Genomic DNA, 19,009 nt, shown 5'->3' on the forward strand with positions numbered 1-19,009 from the left:
AGCTGGCGTTCTCGACTACAGATGATTGAGTAGACAAGACGTCGCTTTTTTGCGCTTATCGGTCAAAAAATGGCTTCAATGTTCGATATTACACCCGTCCTTCTCTAGAAGAAGAAGTGGGTCTGAGAGGTGAATCAGTTGACTGGTCAACTTGTTCAGTACGGTCGTCACCGTCAGAGAAGAAGCTATGCACGTATCAGCGAAGTATTAGAACTTCCAAATCTAATTGAGATTCAAACGAATTCATACGAATGGTTCCTACGGGAAGGTCTTCGTGAGATGTTTCATGACATTTCGCCGATTTCCGACTTCACAGGAAATCTCGTATTAGAATTCATCGATTACTCGCTCGGTGAGCCGAAGTATTCGATTGATGAATCGAAAGAACGCGACGTGACCTATTCGGCACCACTGCGCGTTAAAGTCCGTCTTCAAAACAAAGAGACGGGTGAATTGAAGGAACAAGAAGTCTTCATGGGTGACTTCCCGCTTATGACGGAGTCGGGAACATTCATTATTAATGGTGCGGAACGAGTTATCGTTTCTCAGCTTGTTCGTTCGCCAAGTGTGTATTACAACAATAAGTTAGATAAGAACGGTAAACGTGGATTCTCGGCAACGGTCATCCCGAACCGTGGAGCATGGCTCGAACTTGAGACAGATGCGAAAGATATCGTATATGTCCGAATCGACCGCACGCGTAAGATTCCTGTAACGGTTCTTTTACGTGCTCTTGGTTTCGGTACGGATCAGGAAATCATCGATCTCCTTGGAGATGATGAGTACCTCCGGAATTCGCTTGAAAAAGATAATACAGAATCAACGGAAAAAGCCCTCATCGAAATCTATGAGCGTCTACGCCCGGGTGAGCCACCGACAGTTGAAAATGCGAAAGCACTTCTCGTGTCACGGTTCTTCGACCCGAAACGTTACGACTTGGCAAACGTTGGTCGCTATAAAATCAATAAGAAGCTTCATCTGAAGAATCGTCTGTTCGGACAAAAGCTTGCGGAAACGCTCGTTGACCCTGAAACAGGTGAAGTAATCGCAGAAGCTGGAACGGTTCTTGACCGTCGTATGCTCGACAAAGTCTTGCCATTCCTTGAAGGATCTGTCGGTTACATCGAAGCGACGCCAACTGGCGGCGTAACACAAGGCGAAGCCTTCAACTTACAGTCGATCAAGGTGTTCGCACCGGACGATGCTGAAGGTGAACGCATCATCAATATCATCGGTAACGGTAACATCGATCGTGACATCAAGCACATTACGCCTGCTGACATGATTGCTGCAATCAACTACTTCTTCAACTTGTTGCATGAAGTAGGAACAACAGACGATATCGACCACCTCGGTAACCGTCGTCTCCGTTCTGTCGGTGAATTGCTCCAAAACCAGTTCCGTATTGGTCTTTCACGTATGGAACGTGTCGTTAAGGAACGTATGTCGATTCAAGATCAGAATGCGATCACGCCACAGGCATTGATCAACATTCGTCCTGTTATCGCGTCAATTAAAGAGTTCTTCGGTAGCTCACAGTTATCACAGTTCATGGACCAAACAAACCCGCTCGCTGAGTTGACGCACAAACGTCGTCTATCTGCTCTCGGACCCGGTGGTTTGACACGTGAGCGTGCTGGCTTTGAAGTTCGAGATGTTCACTACTCGCATTATTCCCGTATGTGTCCAATCGAAACGCCAGAGGGACCAAACATCGGTTTGATCAACTCACTGTCTTCGTTCGCGAAAGTCAATGAGTATGGTTTCATCGAAGCACCATACCGCCGTGTCAATCCGGAAACGGGTGTTGTCACGGATGAAATTCACTACATGACGGCAGACGAAGAAGATCTCTACGTCGTTGCGCAGGCAAACATGTTGTTGACGGAAGAGAAGACGTTCCAAGATACACACGTCCTCTCACGTTTCCGTGGACAAAACTTGTCTGTTGAGCCATCACGTGTCGATTACATGGATGTTTCTCCGAAACAGGTTGTTTCGGCAGCGACAGCATGTATTCCGTTCCTTGAGAACGATGACTCGAACCGTGCCCTCATGGGAGCAAACATGCAACGTCAGGCCGTACCACTTCTCGATCCAGAATCTCCGATTGTTGGAACTGGGATGGAGTACGTGTCTGCGAAAGACTCAGGAGCTGCCGTTGTTGCAAAACACTCTGGTATCGCTGAGCGCGTAACGGCTCGTGAAATCCTTGTCCGTCGTACGACGGAAGTCGATGGCAACATCGTTCAAGGTGAACTTGATCGTTATAAAATCCAAAAATTCATTCGTTCTAACCAAGGAACGTGCTATAACCAAAAACCAATCATCAAAGCAGGCGATCCTGTCGATAAAGGCGAGATTCTTGCAGATGGTCCATCAATGGACGGTGGGGAACTTGCGCTCGGTCGTAACGTACTCGTCGGTTTCATGACATGGGATGGTTACAACTACGAGGATGCCGTCATCATGAGCGAACGTCTTGTGAAAGATGATGTCTACACGTCGATCCACATTGAGGAATACGAATGTGAATCACGCGATACAAAACTCGGACCGGAAGAAATCACTCGTGATATTCCGAACGTCGGTGACGACGCCCTGAAAAACCTCGACGACCGCGGAATCATTCGTGTCGGTGCTGAAGTAAAAGATGGGGATATCTTAGTCGGTAAAGTTACACCTAAGGGCGTAACGGAATTGACAGCTGAAGAACGTCTGTTACATGCGATCTTCGGTGAAAAAGCACGTGAAGTGCGTGATACATCACTCCGTGTACCACACGGCGGCGACGGTATCATCCTTGACGTCAAAATCTTCGATCGTGATAACGGCGACGAACTATCTCCTGGTGTCAACCAGTTGATCCGTGCGTACATCGTTCAAAAACGTAAGATTCACGAAGGAGATAAAATGGCAGGTCGTCACGGTAACAAAGGTGTTATCTCACGTATCTTGCCAGAAGAAGACATGCCGTACATGCCAGACGGCACACCAATCGACATCATGTTGAACCCACTTGGTGTACCATCACGGATGAACATCGGGCAGTTGCTCGAGCTTCACCTTGGTATGGCTGCACGCCAACTCGGAATCAAAGTCGCATCACCGGTATTTGATGGTGCACGTGAGGAAGATGTTTGGGCAACGATTGAAGAAGCCGGTATGGATCGCGACGCGAAGACTGTTCTTTATGACGGTCGTTCGGGTGAAGCGTTTGATAACCGCATCTCGGTCGGTGTCATGTATATGATTAAACTCGCCCACATGGTCGATGATAAGCTTCACGCACGTTCGACGGGTCCTTACTCACTCGTTACGCAACAGCCGCTCGGTGGTAAAGCCCAGTTCGGTGGACAGCGTTTCGGAGAGATGGAAGTTTGGGCACTTGAAGCATATGGTGCCGCGTATACACTCCAAGAGATCTTAACGATCAAATCGGATGATACGATCGGTCGTGTTAAAGCGTATGAAGCGATCGTTAAAGGCGAAAATGTACCGCAACCGGGCGTACCGGAATCGTTCCGAGTTCTCATTAAAGAACTTCAATCACTTGGTATGGACGTTAAGATGATGTCTGCTGAGGACGAAGAGATCGAAATGAAGGACGACGACGAGGACAACATCCCGAACGCGACTCCAGCACTCGAAGAAGTTCAAGCGCCTGTCGCACCAGTTGTTACTGAAGAGGAATAAGCGAAAGGGAGGTCCACCCCTTGGTAGATGTTAATAGATTTGAATATATGAAAATCGGCCTCGCTTCCCCCGAAAAGATCCGTTCGTGGTCTTTCGGGGAAGTGAAAAAGCCGGAGACGATCAACTATCGTACGCTCAAGCCAGAGAAAGACGGCTTGTTCTGTGAACGGATTTTTGGTCCAACGAAAGACTGGGAATGTTACTGTGGGAAATACAAACGAATCCGTTATAAAGGAATCATTTGTGACCGCTGTGGCGTTGAAGTCACGAAGTCGAAAGTCCGTCGTGAGCGCATGGGTCACATCGAGCTCGCAGCACCGGTTTCGCACATTTGGTACTTCAAAGGAATCCCAAGTCGTATGGGTCTTGTCTTAGATATGTCACCACGTGCGCTCGAAGAGATCATTTACTTCGCATCGTACGTCGTTACAGATCCGGGCGAATCGACACTCGAGAAAAAACAACTCCTTTCAGAAAAAGAATACCGTGCATACCGTGAGAAATTCGGTAGCTCATTCACAGCTGAAATGGGTGCGGAAGCAGTTCGTAAATTGCTCCGCGACGTTGAACTCGAAAAAGAAGTAGCTGGTTTACGTGAAGACCTTCGAATGATTCAAGGACAACGTCGTACACGTGCGATCAAACGTCTTGAAGTCTTAGATGCTTTCCGCAACTCAGGCAACAACCCGGAATGGATGGTTCTCGAAGTATTGCCAGTCATCCCGCCGGAACTTCGTCCGATGGTCCAGCTTGATGGTGGACGTTTCGCGACATCAGATTTAAACGATTTATATCGTCGTGTTATCAACCGTAACAACCGTCTCAAGCGTCTTCTTGACCTTGGCGCTCCGAACATCATCGTTCAGAATGAAAAACGGATGTTACAAGAAGCGGTTGATGCCTTGATCGATAATGGTCGTCGTGGCCGTCCGGTCACTGGACCAGGTAACCGTCCATTAAAATCTCTTTCACATATGTTGAAAGGGAAACAAGGACGTTTCCGTCAAAACTTACTCGGTAAACGTGTCGACTACTCTGGTCGTTCGGTTATCGTCGTTGGTCCAAACTTGAAGATGTATCAATGTGGTCTTCCAAAAGAAATGGCCCTTGAGCTCTTCAAACCGTTTGTCATGAAAGAACTCGTCTCACGTGGTATCGCACCAAACATTAAGAGTGCGAAACGTAAAATCGAACGAGTTCAACCTGAAATCTGGGATGTACTTGAAGAAGTCATCCGCGAGCATCCGGTTCTCTTGAACCGTGCACCGACACTTCACCGTCTCGGTATTCAGGCGTTCGAACCAACACTTGTCGAGGGTCGCGCGATTCGTCTTCACCCGCTCGTATGTACGGCTTACAACGCCGATTTTGATGGTGACCAAATGGCGGTCCACGTACCACTTTCTGCAGAAGCACAAGCAGAAGCACGTCTTCTCATGCTCGCTGCACAAAACATCTTGAACCCGAAAGACGGTAAGCCTGTTGTTACACCATCGCAGGATATGGTCCTCGGTAACTACTACCTCACACTCGAACGCGAAAACGCGATCGGTGAAGGTAAAATCTTCTCGACTGTGAATGAAGCACTCATCGCCTACCAAAACGGGTATGTTCACTTCCATTCACGTGTTGCGATTCCTGCCGGCGTTCTTAAGAACCCGACGTTTACAGAGTCACAAAACGAGAAATTATTGGTTACGACTGTCGGTAAGTTGATCTTCAACGAGATCCTCCCAACGACTTTCCCATACTTGAATGAGCCAACAATGAGCAACTTACAGGAAGCAACGCCTGAGAAGTACTTCCTTGAAAATGGAACGGATGTTGCTGCTGAAATCAAGAACCGTCCAATCATTGAGCCATTCAAAAAAGGATTCCTTGGAAATGTCATCGCGGAAGTCTTCAAACGTTTCGAAACGACGGAGACGAGCCGTATGCTCGACCGCATGAAAAACCTTGGTTTCAAACACTCGACACGTGCCGGTATCACGGTTGGTATCTCGGATATCATCGTACTTCCGGATAAACAGGAAATCCTGGTCGAAGCACAAGATAACGTGGATCGCGTTATGAAATCGTACCGCCGTGGTCTCATCACGGAAGACGAGCGCTATGAGCGTGTCGTCAAGTCGTGGAACGACGCGAAGGATGAAATTCAGTCTCGTCTGATGAAATCCCTCAACCGTCTAAACCCGATCTTCATGATGAGTGACTCTGGTGCCCGTGGTAACGCGTCAAACTTTACGCAGCTTGCAGGGATGCGTGGACTCATGGCCGCTCCAAGTGGACGGATCATCGAGCTCCCGATCAAATCTTCGTTCCGTGAGGGTCTGACGGTTCAGGAATACTTCATCTCGACGCACGGTGCGCGTAAAGGTCTTGCCGATACAGCCTTGAAAACTGCCGATTCAGGTTACCTGACTCGTCGTCTCGTTGATGTAGCGCAAGATGTTATCATTCGTGAAGATGATTGTGGAACGGATCGTGGTATCCGTGTCATGGCTCTTCGCGAAGGAACGGAAGAAATCGAAAGTCTTTACGACCGACTCGTCGGACGTACGGCATTCGAAAAAGTCGTTCACCCGGAAACGGGAGAAGTTCTTGTTTCTGTTAACGAACTCATCGACGAAGATATCGCGCGTACAATTACGGACGCTGGTATCGACAACGTTGAAATTCGTACTGCCTTCACTTGTAACACGAGTCATGGTGTCTGTAAGAAATGTTACGGACGTAACCTTGCAACGGGTAACGATGTTGAAGTCGGTGAAGCAGTCGGAATCATTGCGGCACAATCAATCGGTGAGCCAGGAACGCAGCTTACAATGCGTACCTTCCACACAGGTGGGGTTGCCGGAGATGATATCACGCAAGGTCTTCCACGTATCCAAGAGTTGTTCGAGGCCCGTAACCCGAAAGGTCAAGCGGTCATCTCGGAAATCGACGGACAAGTCATCGACTTTACAGAGTCGCGTGACAAACGTGAATTGACGATTCAAGGTCTGAGCGAAACACGCACATACACGATTCCATTCGGATCGCGTCTACGTGTTCAACTCGGTGAAGAAGTCATTGCCGGTCAAGTGTTCACAGAAGGATCGATTGATCCGAAAGAACTCTTAAACGTTAAAGGTGTATCTGGTGTTCAGAACTACCTTCTTCAGGAAGTTCAAAAAGTATACCGGATGCAAGGAGTTGAAATCGGTGACAAGCACGTCGAGGTCATGGTTCGTCAAATGATCCGCCGCGTTCGCGTCATCGAGTCAGGTGAGACAACACTTCTCCCTGGTTCACTCGTTGATATCAGTACCTTTAAAGAAGCATGTAAAGAAGCGCTCCGTGCAGGAAAAGCACTCGCTTCCGCTAAACCAGTTCTCCTTGGTATTACAAAAGCATCGCTTGAGACAGACTCGTTCCTATCAGCTGCTTCGTTCCAGGAAACTACTCGTGTCCTTACGGATGCAGCAATCAAAGGGAAGAGCGACTACCTTCGCGGCTTGAAAGAGAACGTTATTATCGGTAAACTAGTTCCAGCTGGTACAGGAATGACACGTTACCGTCAAATCGGACTCGAAGTAGCTGGTGAAGCACCTGTAGAAGCAGATTCTCCTGTAGAATAAAACGCCTTGACACGTCGGTATGGCGGTGCTACTATGATATAGTGTTGCCAACCGGCCGTGTTATTTTGGAGGATATCTTCATGTCTTACAAAAAAGTAGTCGGCGCAGATTTGAAGTTTGTCGGTCAAAAGCAAACGCTCAAAGCATTGCGATCTGGCAAGGCGTCGGAAGTGATCATCGCGGATGACGCAGATGAACACGTAAAACAAGCATTGCTCGATGCGGCGAAACAAGCTAACGTTCCGGTTGTGAACGTGCCTTCTAAGCTTGAGCTTGGTAAGGTTTGTGGAATCGATGTCGCGGCAACTGCTGTTGCCATTAAGAAAGTTTGATAATACGTTTTGTGTGGCGATGGAATGCCTGAGCCACGCAAAACGTTTCATTATGACTTTCGATGAACCACCCGGCTCGGTGGTTTTGAAACTTGTCATGAATTCAGGAAGGGAGGATCTCAAAGATGCCTACTATCAATCAATTGGTCCGTAAAGGACGTCAATCAAAAGTTGTGAAATCAGATTCGCCAGCGCTGAACAAAGGGTACAACAGCTTCATTAAAGCTCGTACTGACATCAGCTCACCACAAAAACGTGGTGTTTGTACTCGTGTAGGTACAATGACTCCGAAGAAACCGAACTCGGCTCTTCGTAAGTACGCACGTGTACGCTTGACGAACACAATGGAAGTAACAGCTTACATCCCAGGTATCGGCCACAACTTACAAGAACACAGTGTTGTTCTTATTCGCGGAGGCCGCGTAAAAGACTTACCAGGGGTACGTTACCACATCGTTCGTGGTGCACTTGATACAGCTGGAGTTGACGGCCGTATGCAAGGTCGCTCGAAATATGGTACTAAACGTCCAAAAGCAGCAAAAAAATAATCTAGATATCTGAAGATATCACCTCACTATATGAAAGGAGGGACTCGGAATGCCACGTAAAGGTCAAGCAGAACGTCGTGATGTAATGGCTGATCCGATCTACAACTCTAAACTCGTTACCCGCCTTATCAACCGTCTTATGTTAGATGGTAAAAAAGGTACTGCTCAACAAATCTTATACAAAGCTTTCGAAACTATCGCTGAACGTTCAGGTCGCGATGCAATGGAAGTTTTTGAAGAGGCGATGAACAACATCATGCCAGTTCTTGAAGTAAAAGCACGCCGTGTAGGTGGAGCTAACTATCAAGTTCCTGTCGAAGTCCGCCCTGAGCGCCGTACGACACTCGCACTTCGTTACCTCGTGAACTACTCACGTCTCCGTAACGAGAAAACTATGGATGCTCGTCTTGCTAATGAAATCATGGACGCTGCAAACAACACTGGTGCTTCTGTTAAGAAGCGCGAAGATATGCACAAAATGGCGGAAGCGAACAAAGCGTTTGCTCACTACCGCTGGTAAATCCGGAATTAACCACCTCATCTATGCCATTTTGTATGGAAATATGAGGTGGCTTTCGGGTATAGTCATGACGTGTGGCAACGCACGTACACTAAATTAAAATGCGAAAGGAGAATGTTTAAAGATGGCAAGAGAATTCTCCCTTAAGAACACCCGTAATATCGGGATCATGGCCCACATCGATGCTGGTAAAACAACAACGACTGAGCGTATCCTCTATTACACGGGTCGTATCCACAAAATTGGTGAAACGCACGAAGGTGCTTCACAAATGGACTGGATGGAGCAAGAGCAAGAACGTGGAATCACGATTACATCGGCAGCAACAACTGCACAATGGAAAGGTAACCGCGTAAACATCATCGATACTCCTGGACACGTAGACTTCACTGTTGAAGTTGAACGTTCACTCCGTGTACTTGATGGTGCGGTTGCAGTACTTGATGCTCAGTCTGGTGTTGAGCCACAAACTGAGACAGTATGGCGCCAAGCTACAACTTACGGCGTACCACGTATCGTTTTCGTAAACAAAATGGATAAAATCGGTGCAGACTTCCTGTACTCGGTCGGAACGCTCCGCGATCGCCTTCAAGCGAACGCACACGCAATCCAAATTCCAATCGGCGCTGAAGATGAATTCAAAGGAATCATCGACCTCGTTGAAAAGAAAACATACATGTACGGTAACGACATCGGTACTGATATCGAAGTAACGGATGGTTTCCCTGCAGAATTCGCAGACGAAGCTGAAGAACTTCGTGCATCATTAATCGAAGCTGTTGCGGATTACGAAGAAGAAATGATGATGAAATACCTCGAGGGCGAGGAAATTTCAATCGAAGAGTTAAAAGCGGGTATCCGTAAAGCGACTCTTACAGTTGATTTCTACCCTGTACTCGTTGGTTCGGCATTCAAGAACAAAGGTGTCCAGCTTATGCTTGACGCAGTCCTTGACTACCTCCCATCACCAGTCGACGTAAAAGCAATCACAGGAATTAACATGGATACAGATGAAGAGATCGTTCGTGAGTCTACTGACGAAGCGCCATTCTCTGCACTTGCATTCAAAGTTATGACTGACCCGTATGTTGGTAAATTAACGTTCTTCCGTGTGTACTCTGGTACAGCTTCGGCAGGATCATACGTTAAGAACTCAACAAAAGGTAAACGTGAGCGTCTTGGACGTATCCTTCAAATGCACGCGAACAGCCGTGAGGAGATCCCAATGGTCTTCGCTGGTGACATCGCTGCAGCTGTAGGTCTTAAAGATACGACTACTGGTGATACGCTTTGTTCTGAGAAAGACAACGTCGTTCTCGAATCAATGACATTCCCAGAACCAGTTATCTCGGTCGCAATCGAACCAAAAACGAAAGCCGACCAAGATAAAATGGGTCAAGCACTTGCTAAGCTTGCTGAAGAGGATCCAACGTTCCGCACTGAAACAAACCCAGAGACTGGTCAAACGATCATCTCAGGTATGGGTGAGCTTCACCTCGACATCATCGTTGACCGTATGCGTCGCGAGTTCAAAGTCGAAGCTAACGTTGGTGCTCCACAAGTAGCTTACCGTGAAACGATTCGCCAAGCAGCGAAAATCGATTCTAAGTTCGCTCGTCAATCAGGTGGTCGTGGTCAGTATGGTCACGTCGTCGTAGAATTCGAGCCGAACGAAGAAGGTGCTGGCTTCGAGTTCAACAACAAAATCGTCGGTGGTGTTGTTCCGCGTGAATACATCCCAGCGGTTGAAAACGGAATCGAAGAAGCACTTCAAAACGGTATCCTTGCTGGTTATCCAGTAGTTGACGTTAAAGCAGCACTCGTTTTCGGTTCATACCACGATGTCGACTCAAACGAGATGGCATTTAAAATCGCGGCTTCAATGGCAGTCAAACAACTTAAAGATAAGAGCGGCGCTGTTATCCTTGAGCCAATGATGAAAGTTGAAATCGTCATCCCAGACGAATACATGGGAGACATCATGGGTGACGTTACGTCACGCCGTGGACGCGTTGAAGGTATGGAAGCTCGTGGGAACGCACAAGTCGTTCGCTCGATGATTCCACTTTCGGAAATGTTCGGATATGCAACAGGACTTCGTTCGCGCACACAAGGTCGCGGTACGTACTCAATGCACTTCGATCACTACGAAGAAGTACCGAAATCAGTTGCTGAAGAAATCATCAAAAAATCAAACGGCTAATCCTTCACAGGTTGTCACGATTATTTGATTAGTGTAAGCTAAGGAAGGTGTACGTTATTCGACGATTCACCTTCCTAGTTATAAAAAATTATTAGACACATAGAGGAGGAATTCAGAATGGGTAAAGAAAAATTCGACCGTTCTAAACCGCACGTTAACGTTGGTACAATTGGCCACGTCGACCACGGTAAAACAACTTTAACAGCAGCTATCTCAGCTGTACTTGCAAAATCACAAGGTAAAGCTGCAACTAAGTTTGACCAAATCGATGGTGCTCCAGAAGAGCGCGAGCGCGGTATCACTATCGCAACAGCTCACATCGAGTACGAAACAGAAAAACGCCACTATGCACACGTTGACTGCCCAGGTCACGCTGACTATGTTAAAAACATGATCACTGGTGCTGCACAAATGGACGGCGCGATCCTCGTTGTTTCTGCAACTGATGGTCCAATGCCACAAACACGTGAGCACATCTTGCTTTCACGTCAAGTAGGTGTTCCTTTCATCGTAGTATTCATGAACAAAGTCGACATGGTTGACGACGAAGAGCTTCTTGAACTCGTTGAAATGGAAATTCGCGAACTTCTTTCTGAGTATGACTTCCCAGGCGATGACCTCCCAGTTATCCAAGGATCTGCTCTCGGCGCGCTTAACGGCGAAGCTAAATGGGAAGAAAAAATCATGGAACTCATGACAGCTGTTGATGAGTACATCCCTGAGCCAACTCGCGACACTGAAAAAGACTTCATGATGCCAGTTGAGGATGTTTTCTCAATCACTGGTCGTGGTACAGTAGCTACTGGCCGCGTTGAGCGTGGAGTTCTTAAAGTCAACGACGAGATCGAAATCGTTGGTCTTCACGAAGAAACTAAAAAATCAGTATGTACTGGTGTAGAGATGTTCCGTAAGCTTCTTGACTATGCTGAAGCTGGCGACAACATCGGAGCTCTTCTTCGTGGTGTATCACGTGACGACATCGAGCGTGGACAAGTTCTCGCGAAACCAAACACAATCACACCGCACAAAACTTTCAAAGCGCAAGTTTACATCCTTTCAAAAGAAGAGGGTGGCCGTCACACGCCATTCTTCGGTAACTACCGTCCACAGTTCTACTTCCGTACAACTGACGTAACTGGTATGTGCCAACTTCCTGAAGGTACTGAAATGGTTATGCCTGGGGACAACATCGAATTGACTGTTGAACTCATCGCACCAATCGCTCTTGAAAAAGAAACTCGTTTCTCAATCCGTGAAGGTGGCCGTACAGTAGGCGCTGGATCAGTTACAGAAATCGTTGAGTAATTTTTAAGCAAAAAGGTCTTCCGTCTCCCGTGACGGAAGACCTTTTTTTGTTTTCTGAAAAACAGTCTTGCAACATGGTCAGACATCTTATATACTGAGGAAAGTGTTTGTGCGAGTGGTGAGAGACTTGAAAACAAGTTCTAATTTATTTTGCTTGCATTCTTGCTTGGAATTAAGTAAACTAGAATATGTTGGTCACAAACACAACGCGATGAAGCGGGAGGTTATGACACACCAGGCGGCATTGCCATGGCTAGTGTGGAAATTTCCGCGGAGAATGTCTATTTACGAAATAGGCGAAAAGGAGGGAAACAACATGGCAAATGAAAAAATTCGGATCCGTTTGAAAGCATACGATCACCGCGTGCTTGATCAATCGGCTGAGAAGATTGTCGACACAGCAAAACGTTCTGGTGCTACTGTATCTGGACCGATCCCACTCCCAACGGAGAAAGCGATCTACACAGTACTTCGTGCCGTTCACAAGTACAAAGATGCTCGTGAGCAGTTCGAAATGCGTACACACAAACGTTTGATCGACATCGTTAACCCAACACCGAAAACAGTTGATGCGCTTATGCGTCTTGAACTTCCGTCGGGCGTTGACATTGAAATCAAACTTTAATTTTTCTTCTATAAATAGTTGATACTAGCCAGAAGATCAAAATCATTCAATATTAGGAGGTGTATCTCATGGCTAAAGGAATCTTAGGAACTAAACTCGGTATGACACAAATCTTCAACGAGTCAGGCGAAGTAGTACCAGTTACTGTCGTTTCAGTAGAAGGTAACGTTGTTCTTCAATTGAAGACAATGGAAGTGGACGGTTACGAAGCAGTCCAACTCGGCTTTGGTGATATCAAAGAAGGTCGTCAAAACAAACCGCAAAAAGGTCACGCTGCGAAAGCAAGTGCGACACCTAAGCGCTTCATTAAAGAAATCCGTACATCTGTAACAGATTTCGAAATCGGTCAAGAGATTAAAGCAGATACTTTCGCTGCAGGCGAAATGGTTGATGTAACAGGTACGTCGAAAGGTAAAGGTTTCGCTGGAGCAATCAAGCGTCACAACCAATCACGTGGTCCAATGGCTCACGGTTCGCGTTACCACCGTCGCCCAGGTTCAATGGGTCCTGTCGCTCCAAACCGTGTATTCAAAGGGAAATTGCTCCCAGGACGCATGGGTGGAGAACAAATCACTGTTCAAAACCTTGAAATCGTAAAAGTTGATGTAGAACGTGGCTTACTCCTCGTCAAGGGTGCTATCCCAGGCGCACGTAAGAGCCAAGTTGTCGTCAAAACTGCGGTTAAAGGCAACTAATCCGTTTGCAAGGAAAGGAGGAATAACGAATGCCTAAAGTAGCTTTGCTTAACCAAACAGGTACACAAGTTGGAGATATTGAGCTCGCAGATGCCGTTTTCGGAATCGAGCCAAACGAAGCAGTCGTATACGATGCAATCGTCATGCAACAAGCTTCACGTCGCCAAGGTACACATGATACAAAAGGTCGCTCGGAAGTTCGCGGTGGCGGCCGTAAACCATGGAAACAAAAAGGTACTGGTCGTGCACGCCAAGGTTCGATCCGTTCGCCACAATGGGTTGGCGGTGGAACAGTCTTCGGTCCAACACCACGTTCGTACGCTTATAAACTTCCTAAAAAGGTTCGTCGTCTCGCATTACGTTCAGCACTTTCTTCGAAAGTCGCTAACAACGAGTTCATCGTTCTTGAAGGTTTGACAATCGATGCTCCGAAAACAAAAGATATGATTTCGGTCTTCGCTGCTCTTTCAATCGAACGTAAAGTTCTTGTCGTTACTGCTGATTACAACGAGACAGTCGTTCTTTCAACACGCAACATTCCTGGTGTCACAGTCGTTGACGCTGCTGGAGTAAACGTCCTTGATCTTGTCGGACACGACAAAGTCATCTTCACGAAGGATGCAGTTGCGAGAGTAGAGGAGGTGCTTGCATAATGGCACATACACACGACATTATCAAACGTCCTGTAATTACTGAACGCTCAGTGAACCAAATGGCTGAGAAAAAGTACACGTTCGAAGTAGACGTGAAGGCATCTAAGACTCAAATCAAAGATGCTGTTGAAGCGATCTTCGGCGTTAAAGTTGAAAAAATCAACACACTTATCTCAAAACCAAAAGCAAAACGCGTAGGTCGTCACGCTGGTTACACAGCACGCCGCAAAAAAGCGGTCGTCACGCTTACTGCAGATAGCAAAGAACTCGATTACCTCGGTTAATCGGTACTCTGTAGAAAAGGAGGGAACTCTCGATGGGAATTAAAAAGTTTAAACCGACCACTAACGGTCGTCGTAACATGACTGCACTCGACTTTGCTGAAATTACGGCTTCACGTCCTGAAAAATCGTTAACTGAAAAGCTTTCGAAAAAGGGCGGACGTAACAACCAAGGTCGCTTGACAGTACGTCACCAAGGTGGCGGACACAAACGTAAATACCGTATCATCGATTTCAAACGTAACAAGGATGGCATCGCTGGCCGTATCGCTACAATCGAGTACGATCCGAACCGCTCTGCAAACATCGCTCTTGTACACTACATCGATGGTGAAAAACGCTACATCCTCGCACCTAAAGGATTGAAAGTTGACATGCAAATCATGTCAGGAGCAGAAGCTGACATTAAAGTCGGTAACGCTCTTCCACTTGTAAACATCCCAGTTGGTACGTTGATCCACAACATCGAACTTAAGCCTGGTAAAGGTGGTCAGCTCGTTCGTTCAGCTGGTACTTCTGCTCAGCTTCTCGGTAAAGATGGTAAATACGCGATTGTTCGTCTTCAATCAGGCGAAACACGTATGATCCTTGCTACTTGCCGTGCTACAATCGGCGCTGTCGGTAATGAAGAGCATGAGCTCGTCAATATCGGTAAAGCTGGTCGTTCACGCTGGCTCGGAAAACGTCCTACAGTTCGTGGTTCTGTAATGAACCCAGTTGATCACCCACACGGTGGTGGTGAAGGACGTGCTCCAATCGGTCGTTCGGGCCCACTTACTCCTTGGGGTAAACCGGCACTCGGATACAAAACTCGTAAGAAAAACAAAGCGAGCGATAAATACATCGTCCGCCGTTCTAAAAAATAATTACGTGATTTCTGAACGGTTCGTAGGAACCGTTCCTGAATCATGCCAAAGGGAGGTACAACTATGGGTCGCAGCTTGAAAAAAGGTCCATTTGCAGATCACCATTTGCTCGCTAAGGTTGATAAAGCCAACGAAGCTGGTGACAAGCATGTTATCAAAACTTGGTCACGCCGCTCGACAATCTTCCCAGAGTTCATCGGTCACACGATCGCTGTCTACGATGGTCGTAAACACGTACCGGTTTACGTGACAGAAGATATGGTCGGTCACAAACTTGGTGAATTCGCGCCAACTCGTTCTTATAAAGGACATGCTGGTAACGATAAGAAGACGAAACGTTAATCTGAGGGGAGGTACTCATTATGCAATCAAAAGCATCGGCTAATATGGTTCGCATTGCTCCTCGTAAGGCACGTCTCGTAGTAGACTTAATCCGCGGGAAGCAAATCGGCGAAGCTCTTTCGATTCTTGCTTACACGAACAAGGCAGCAACGCCAATCGTTGAAAAAGCATTGAAATCGGCAATCGCGAACGCTGAGCACAACTTCGACATGAACATCGAAAACCTCGTAGTAACAGAGGCTTACGTCAACGAAGGTCCAACGCTCAAACGTTTCCGCCCACGTGCAATGGGTCGCGCAAGCCGTATCAACAAACGTACGAGCCACGTTCACATCGTGGTATCTGAAAAATAAGGAGGGATTACCGTGGGTCAGAAGATTAACCCAACTGGTCTTCGCGTAGGTATCATCAAAGACTGGGAATCACGTTGGTTCGCAGATAAAGACTATGCTGATCTCCTTCATGAAGACTACGTAGTTCGTGAATATATCGAAAAACGTCTTAAAGACGCTAGTGTTTCTAAAATTGAAATCGAGCGCGCTGCAAACCGCTTGAACATTTCACTTCACACTGCTAAACCTGGTATGGTTATCGGTAAAGGCGGTTCTGAAATCGAAACACTTCGTACAGACATCACTAACCTTGCAAAAGGCAAACGCGTTCACGTTAACGTCGTTGAAGTGAAAAACCCGGATGCAGTTGCTAAACTTGTCGCTGAAAACATCGCTCGCCAACTTGAAGGCCGCGTATCTTTCCGTCGTGCAATGAAGCAATCAATCCAACGTTCTATGCGTTCAGGTATCAAAGGAATCAAGACTGAAGTTTCTGGTCGTCTTGGTGGCGCTGATATCGCTCGTTCAGAGAAGTATTCAGAAGGAACAGTTCCACTTCATACACTCCGTGCAGACATCGATTACGGTACTGCTGAAGCTGATACAACTTACGGCAAAATTGGCGTAAAAGTATGGCTCCACCACGGTGAAGTGCTTCCTACTAAAAAAGCAGCATCTAACGAACAATAATCCACATCCGTCTAGGGAAGGAGGCAACACAACATGTTGTTACCAAAACGTGTAAAATATCGTCGTGTTCACCGCGGCAACATGCGTGGTAAAGCGAAACGTGGTACTACAGTACACTTCGGCGAGTTCGGTATCCAAGCTCAAGAAGCTAGCTGGATCACTAGCCGTCAAATCGAATCAGCGCGTATCGCGATGACTCGTTATATGAAACGTGGTGGTAAAGTGTGGATCAAGATTTTCCCACATAAACCATACACTAAAAAACCTCTTGAAGTCCGAATGGGTTCAGGTAAAGGTGCTCCGGAGGGCTGGGTTGCAGTCGTTAAACCGGGGAAAGTAATGTTCGAAATCGCAGGAGTATCGGAAGAGATCGCACGCGAAGCTCTCCGTCTTGCATCACACAAACTTCCAGTAAAATGTAAGTTCGTAAAACGTGAAGAAAATGGTGGTGATACGAATGAAAGCAACTGATCTCCGTCAGCAAACTACAGAAGAGCTCAACGGTAAAGTCGGTTCGTGGAAAGAAGAGTTGTTCAACCTTCGTTTCCAACTCGCGACTGGTCAGCTTGAGAACCCTGCTCGTATCCGTGAAGTGCGCAAGTCGATTGCACGCGCGAAAACCGTTCTTCGTGAACGCGAACTCGGCATCAACAACGCATAATTCACTCGGATTCTGAGAGGAGGAACACTCAATGGAACGCACTAACAACCGCAAAGTATTAACTGGACGCGTCGTATCTGACAAAATGGATAAAACGATCGTTGTTTCAGTTGAGACTAAAGTAAAGCACAAGCTCTACGGCAAACGCGTAAACTACTCTAAGAAGTATAAAACGCATGATGAAAGCAACACAGCTAAAATCGGTGATGTTGTACGCATTCAAGAAACACGTCCACTTTCTAAGGACAAACGTTTCCGTCTCGTAGAAGTCGTCGAAAAAGCAGTAATCATCTAAACTCTAATTAGTTCGGATGAATAAACATCCGGAGGGAGGTACAATCGTATGATTCAACAAGAATCTCGCTTGAAAGTAGCAGACAACTCAGGAGCTCGTGAAGTCTTGACGATCAAAGTCCTCGGTGGATCTGGTCGCAAAACTGCTAACATCGGTGACGTAATTGTTTGCACAGTTAAACAAGCAACACCAGGTGGCGTTGTCAAAAAAGGTGAAGTTGTACGCGCAGTAGTCGTTCGTACTAAACGTGGCGTTCGTCGTAAAGACGGTTCGTACATCCGTTTTGACGAAAATGCAGCAGTCATCATCAAAGATGATAAAAGCCCACGTGGCACACGTATCTTCGGACCAGTCGCACGCGAACTTCGTGAAAAAGACTTCATGAAGATCGTCTCGTTGGCACCGGAAGTACTTTAATTCCAAAGAATTCCTACAAGGAGGTGCTCTAACGATGCATGTCAAAAAAGGTGATAAAGTTCAGGTTATGACTGGTAAAGATAAAGGCAAACAAGGCGTTATTCTTACTGCTATGCCTAAAAAAGATCGCGTTATCGTCGAAGGCGTTAACATGATCAAAAAACACACAAAACCTTCTCAACTTAACCCGCAAGGCGGAATTGTCGAGAAAGAAGCACCGATTCACGTATCGAACGTTATGCTCATCGACCCTAAGACAGGAACTCCAACACGCGTTGGTTTCACTGTGGTTGACGGCAAGAAAGTACGTATCGCTAAAAAATCGGGCGAAGCTTTAGATAAATAAGAAGATTTAAAGAAAGGAGGTCCACTTTCTGATGAACCGTTTAAAAGCTAAATACCAAGACGAAATCGTCAAAGTAATGATGGAGAAATTCAACTATACTTCTGTAATGCAAGCGCCGAAAGTCGATAAGATCGTAATCAACATGGGTGTTGGTGACGCTGTTACGAACACGAAAGCACTTGACATGGCAGTAGAAGAGCTTCAGCTCCTCACTGGTCAGAAGCCACTCATCACGAAAGCTAAGAAATCAATCGCTGGTTTCAAACTTCGTGAAGGTATGCCAATCGGTGCGAAGGTTACACTTCGCGGAGAGCGCATGTTCGAATTCCTCGACAAGTTGATCAACGTGTCACTTCCACGTGTACGTGACTTCCGTGGTGTATCGAAGAAATCATTCGATGGCCGTGGTAACTACACGCTAGGCGTGAAGGAACAATTGATCTTCCCAGAGATCGACTACGATCGCGTATCTAAAGTCCGTGGTATGGACATCGTTATCGTAACTACTGCTAATACGGATGAAGAGTCTCGTGAGCTTCTCACAGCACTCGGCATGCCATTCCAAAAATAAGGGAGGCCGCA

21 protein-coding genes are annotated in these 19,009 nt (G+C 46.7%); all 21 read left to right on the forward strand.

From position 1 onward, the window contains the following. Window positions 1-138 precede the first annotated feature (138 nt). The 21 genes from rpoB to rplE all read left to right on the forward strand — a co-directional run bounded on the left by rpoB (window position 139) and on the right by rplE (window position 18,998). A complete protein-coding gene (gene rpoB, locus KNQ02_RS14705) occupies window positions 139-3,696 on the forward strand; it encodes a DNA-directed RNA polymerase subunit beta (protein WP_088838389.1) in 3,558 nt (1,185 codons plus the stop codon). Between the two features lie 20 nt (window positions 3,697-3,716). Next, window positions 3,717-7,316: a DNA-directed RNA polymerase subunit beta' gene (gene rpoC / locus KNQ02_RS14710; protein WP_088836005.1), complete on the forward strand. Its 3,600-nt coding sequence runs from the start codon at window positions 3,717-3,719 to the stop codon at window positions 7,314-7,316. An 80-nt stretch (window positions 7,317-7,396) separates the two neighbouring features. Further along, the gene (locus KNQ02_RS14715) at window positions 7,397-7,648 is read left to right on the forward strand and encodes a ribosomal L7Ae/L30e/S12e/Gadd45 family protein (protein ID WP_088836006.1); all 252 of its coding nucleotides are present in this window, start codon (window positions 7,397-7,399) and stop codon (window positions 7,646-7,648) included. Window positions 7,649-7,773: 125 nt separating this feature from the next. Continuing rightward, window positions 7,774-8,196: a 30S ribosomal protein S12 gene (rpsL, locus tag KNQ02_RS14720; RefSeq protein WP_012369004.1), complete on the forward strand. Its 423-nt coding sequence runs from the start codon at window positions 7,774-7,776 to the stop codon at window positions 8,194-8,196. 49 nt (window positions 8,197-8,245) lie between these two features. Continuing rightward, window positions 8,246-8,716, forward strand: a complete 471-nt coding sequence (gene rpsG, locus KNQ02_RS14725; RefSeq protein WP_023466623.1) for a 30S ribosomal protein S7 — start codon at window positions 8,246-8,248, stop codon at window positions 8,714-8,716. 124 nt (window positions 8,717-8,840) lie between these two features. Then, entirely contained in the window at window positions 8,841-10,919 is a 2,079-nt protein-coding gene (gene fusA / locus KNQ02_RS14730) for an elongation factor G (RefSeq protein WP_029332256.1), read from the forward strand. 117 nt (window positions 10,920-11,036) lie between these two features. Further along, a complete protein-coding gene (gene tuf, locus KNQ02_RS14735; RefSeq protein WP_088836007.1) occupies window positions 11,037-12,224 on the forward strand; it encodes an elongation factor Tu in 1,188 nt (395 codons plus the stop codon). A 316-nt stretch (window positions 12,225-12,540) separates the two neighbouring features. Further along, entirely contained in the window at window positions 12,541-12,849 is a 309-nt protein-coding gene (gene rpsJ, locus KNQ02_RS14740) for a 30S ribosomal protein S10 (protein WP_029332258.1), read from the forward strand. A 68-nt stretch (window positions 12,850-12,917) separates the two neighbouring features. Beyond that, window positions 12,918-13,544 carry a 50S ribosomal protein L3 gene (gene rplC / locus KNQ02_RS14745; protein ID WP_029332259.1) on the forward strand — a complete coding sequence of 209 codons (627 nt, stop codon included), beginning with the start codon at window positions 12,918-12,920 and terminating at the stop codon, window positions 13,542-13,544. A 29-nt stretch (window positions 13,545-13,573) separates the two neighbouring features. Then, the gene (rplD, locus tag KNQ02_RS14750) at window positions 13,574-14,197 is read left to right on the forward strand and encodes a 50S ribosomal protein L4 (RefSeq protein WP_029332260.1); all 624 of its coding nucleotides are present in this window, start codon (window positions 13,574-13,576) and stop codon (window positions 14,195-14,197) included. Then, entirely contained in the window at window positions 14,197-14,481 is a 285-nt protein-coding gene (gene rplW, locus KNQ02_RS14755; RefSeq protein WP_029332261.1) for a 50S ribosomal protein L23, read from the forward strand. The genes rplD and rplW overlap by 1 nt, the downstream gene beginning before the upstream one ends. A gap of 32 nt (window positions 14,482-14,513) precedes the next feature. After that, complete coding sequence (gene rplB / locus KNQ02_RS14760; RefSeq protein ID WP_029332262.1) at window positions 14,514-15,344, forward strand: 50S ribosomal protein L2; 831 nt, start codon at window positions 14,514-14,516, stop codon at window positions 15,342-15,344. Between the two features lie 63 nt (window positions 15,345-15,407). Beyond that, on the forward strand, window positions 15,408-15,686 hold the full coding sequence (gene rpsS / locus KNQ02_RS14765; RefSeq protein ID WP_012369013.1) for a 30S ribosomal protein S19: 279 nt from the start codon (window positions 15,408-15,410) through the stop codon (window positions 15,684-15,686). A 20-nt stretch (window positions 15,687-15,706) separates the two neighbouring features. After that, the gene (gene rplV / locus KNQ02_RS14770) at window positions 15,707-16,039 is read left to right on the forward strand and encodes a 50S ribosomal protein L22 (RefSeq protein WP_029332264.1); all 333 of its coding nucleotides are present in this window, start codon (window positions 15,707-15,709) and stop codon (window positions 16,037-16,039) included. 12 nt (window positions 16,040-16,051) lie between these two features. After that, window positions 16,052-16,708 carry a 30S ribosomal protein S3 gene (gene rpsC, locus KNQ02_RS14775; protein ID WP_026834299.1) on the forward strand — a complete coding sequence of 219 codons (657 nt, stop codon included), beginning with the start codon at window positions 16,052-16,054 and terminating at the stop codon, window positions 16,706-16,708. A 33-nt stretch (window positions 16,709-16,741) separates the two neighbouring features. Next, window positions 16,742-17,179, forward strand: a complete 438-nt coding sequence (gene rplP, locus KNQ02_RS14780; RefSeq protein WP_012369016.1) for a 50S ribosomal protein L16 — start codon at window positions 16,742-16,744, stop codon at window positions 17,177-17,179. Continuing rightward, window positions 17,166-17,369: a 50S ribosomal protein L29 gene (gene rpmC / locus KNQ02_RS14785; RefSeq protein ID WP_012369017.1), complete on the forward strand. Its 204-nt coding sequence runs from the start codon at window positions 17,166-17,168 to the stop codon at window positions 17,367-17,369. Before rplP ends, rpmC begins: the two co-directional genes overlap by 14 nt. 31 nt (window positions 17,370-17,400) lie before the next feature. After that, window positions 17,401-17,664, forward strand: a complete 264-nt coding sequence (gene rpsQ, locus KNQ02_RS14790) for a 30S ribosomal protein S17 (protein WP_014969155.1) — start codon at window positions 17,401-17,403, stop codon at window positions 17,662-17,664. 48 nt (window positions 17,665-17,712) lie between these two features. Continuing rightward, a complete protein-coding gene (gene rplN / locus KNQ02_RS14795) occupies window positions 17,713-18,081 on the forward strand; it encodes a 50S ribosomal protein L14 (RefSeq protein WP_012369019.1) in 369 nt (122 codons plus the stop codon). A gap of 34 nt (window positions 18,082-18,115) precedes the next feature. Further along, window positions 18,116-18,427: a 50S ribosomal protein L24 gene (gene rplX / locus KNQ02_RS14800; protein WP_029332265.1), complete on the forward strand. Its 312-nt coding sequence runs from the start codon at window positions 18,116-18,118 to the stop codon at window positions 18,425-18,427. A gap of 31 nt (window positions 18,428-18,458) precedes the next feature. Next, complete coding sequence (gene rplE / locus KNQ02_RS14805) at window positions 18,459-18,998, forward strand: 50S ribosomal protein L5 (RefSeq protein ID WP_029332266.1); 540 nt, start codon at window positions 18,459-18,461, stop codon at window positions 18,996-18,998. The last annotated feature ends 11 nt before the right edge of the window (window positions 18,999-19,009 follow it).

Source organism: Exiguobacterium sp. s102, assembly GCF_018618635.1.
In the GTDB taxonomy this organism is placed as follows: domain Bacteria; phylum Bacillota; class Bacilli; order Exiguobacteriales; family Exiguobacteriaceae; genus Exiguobacterium_A; species Exiguobacterium_A oxidotolerans.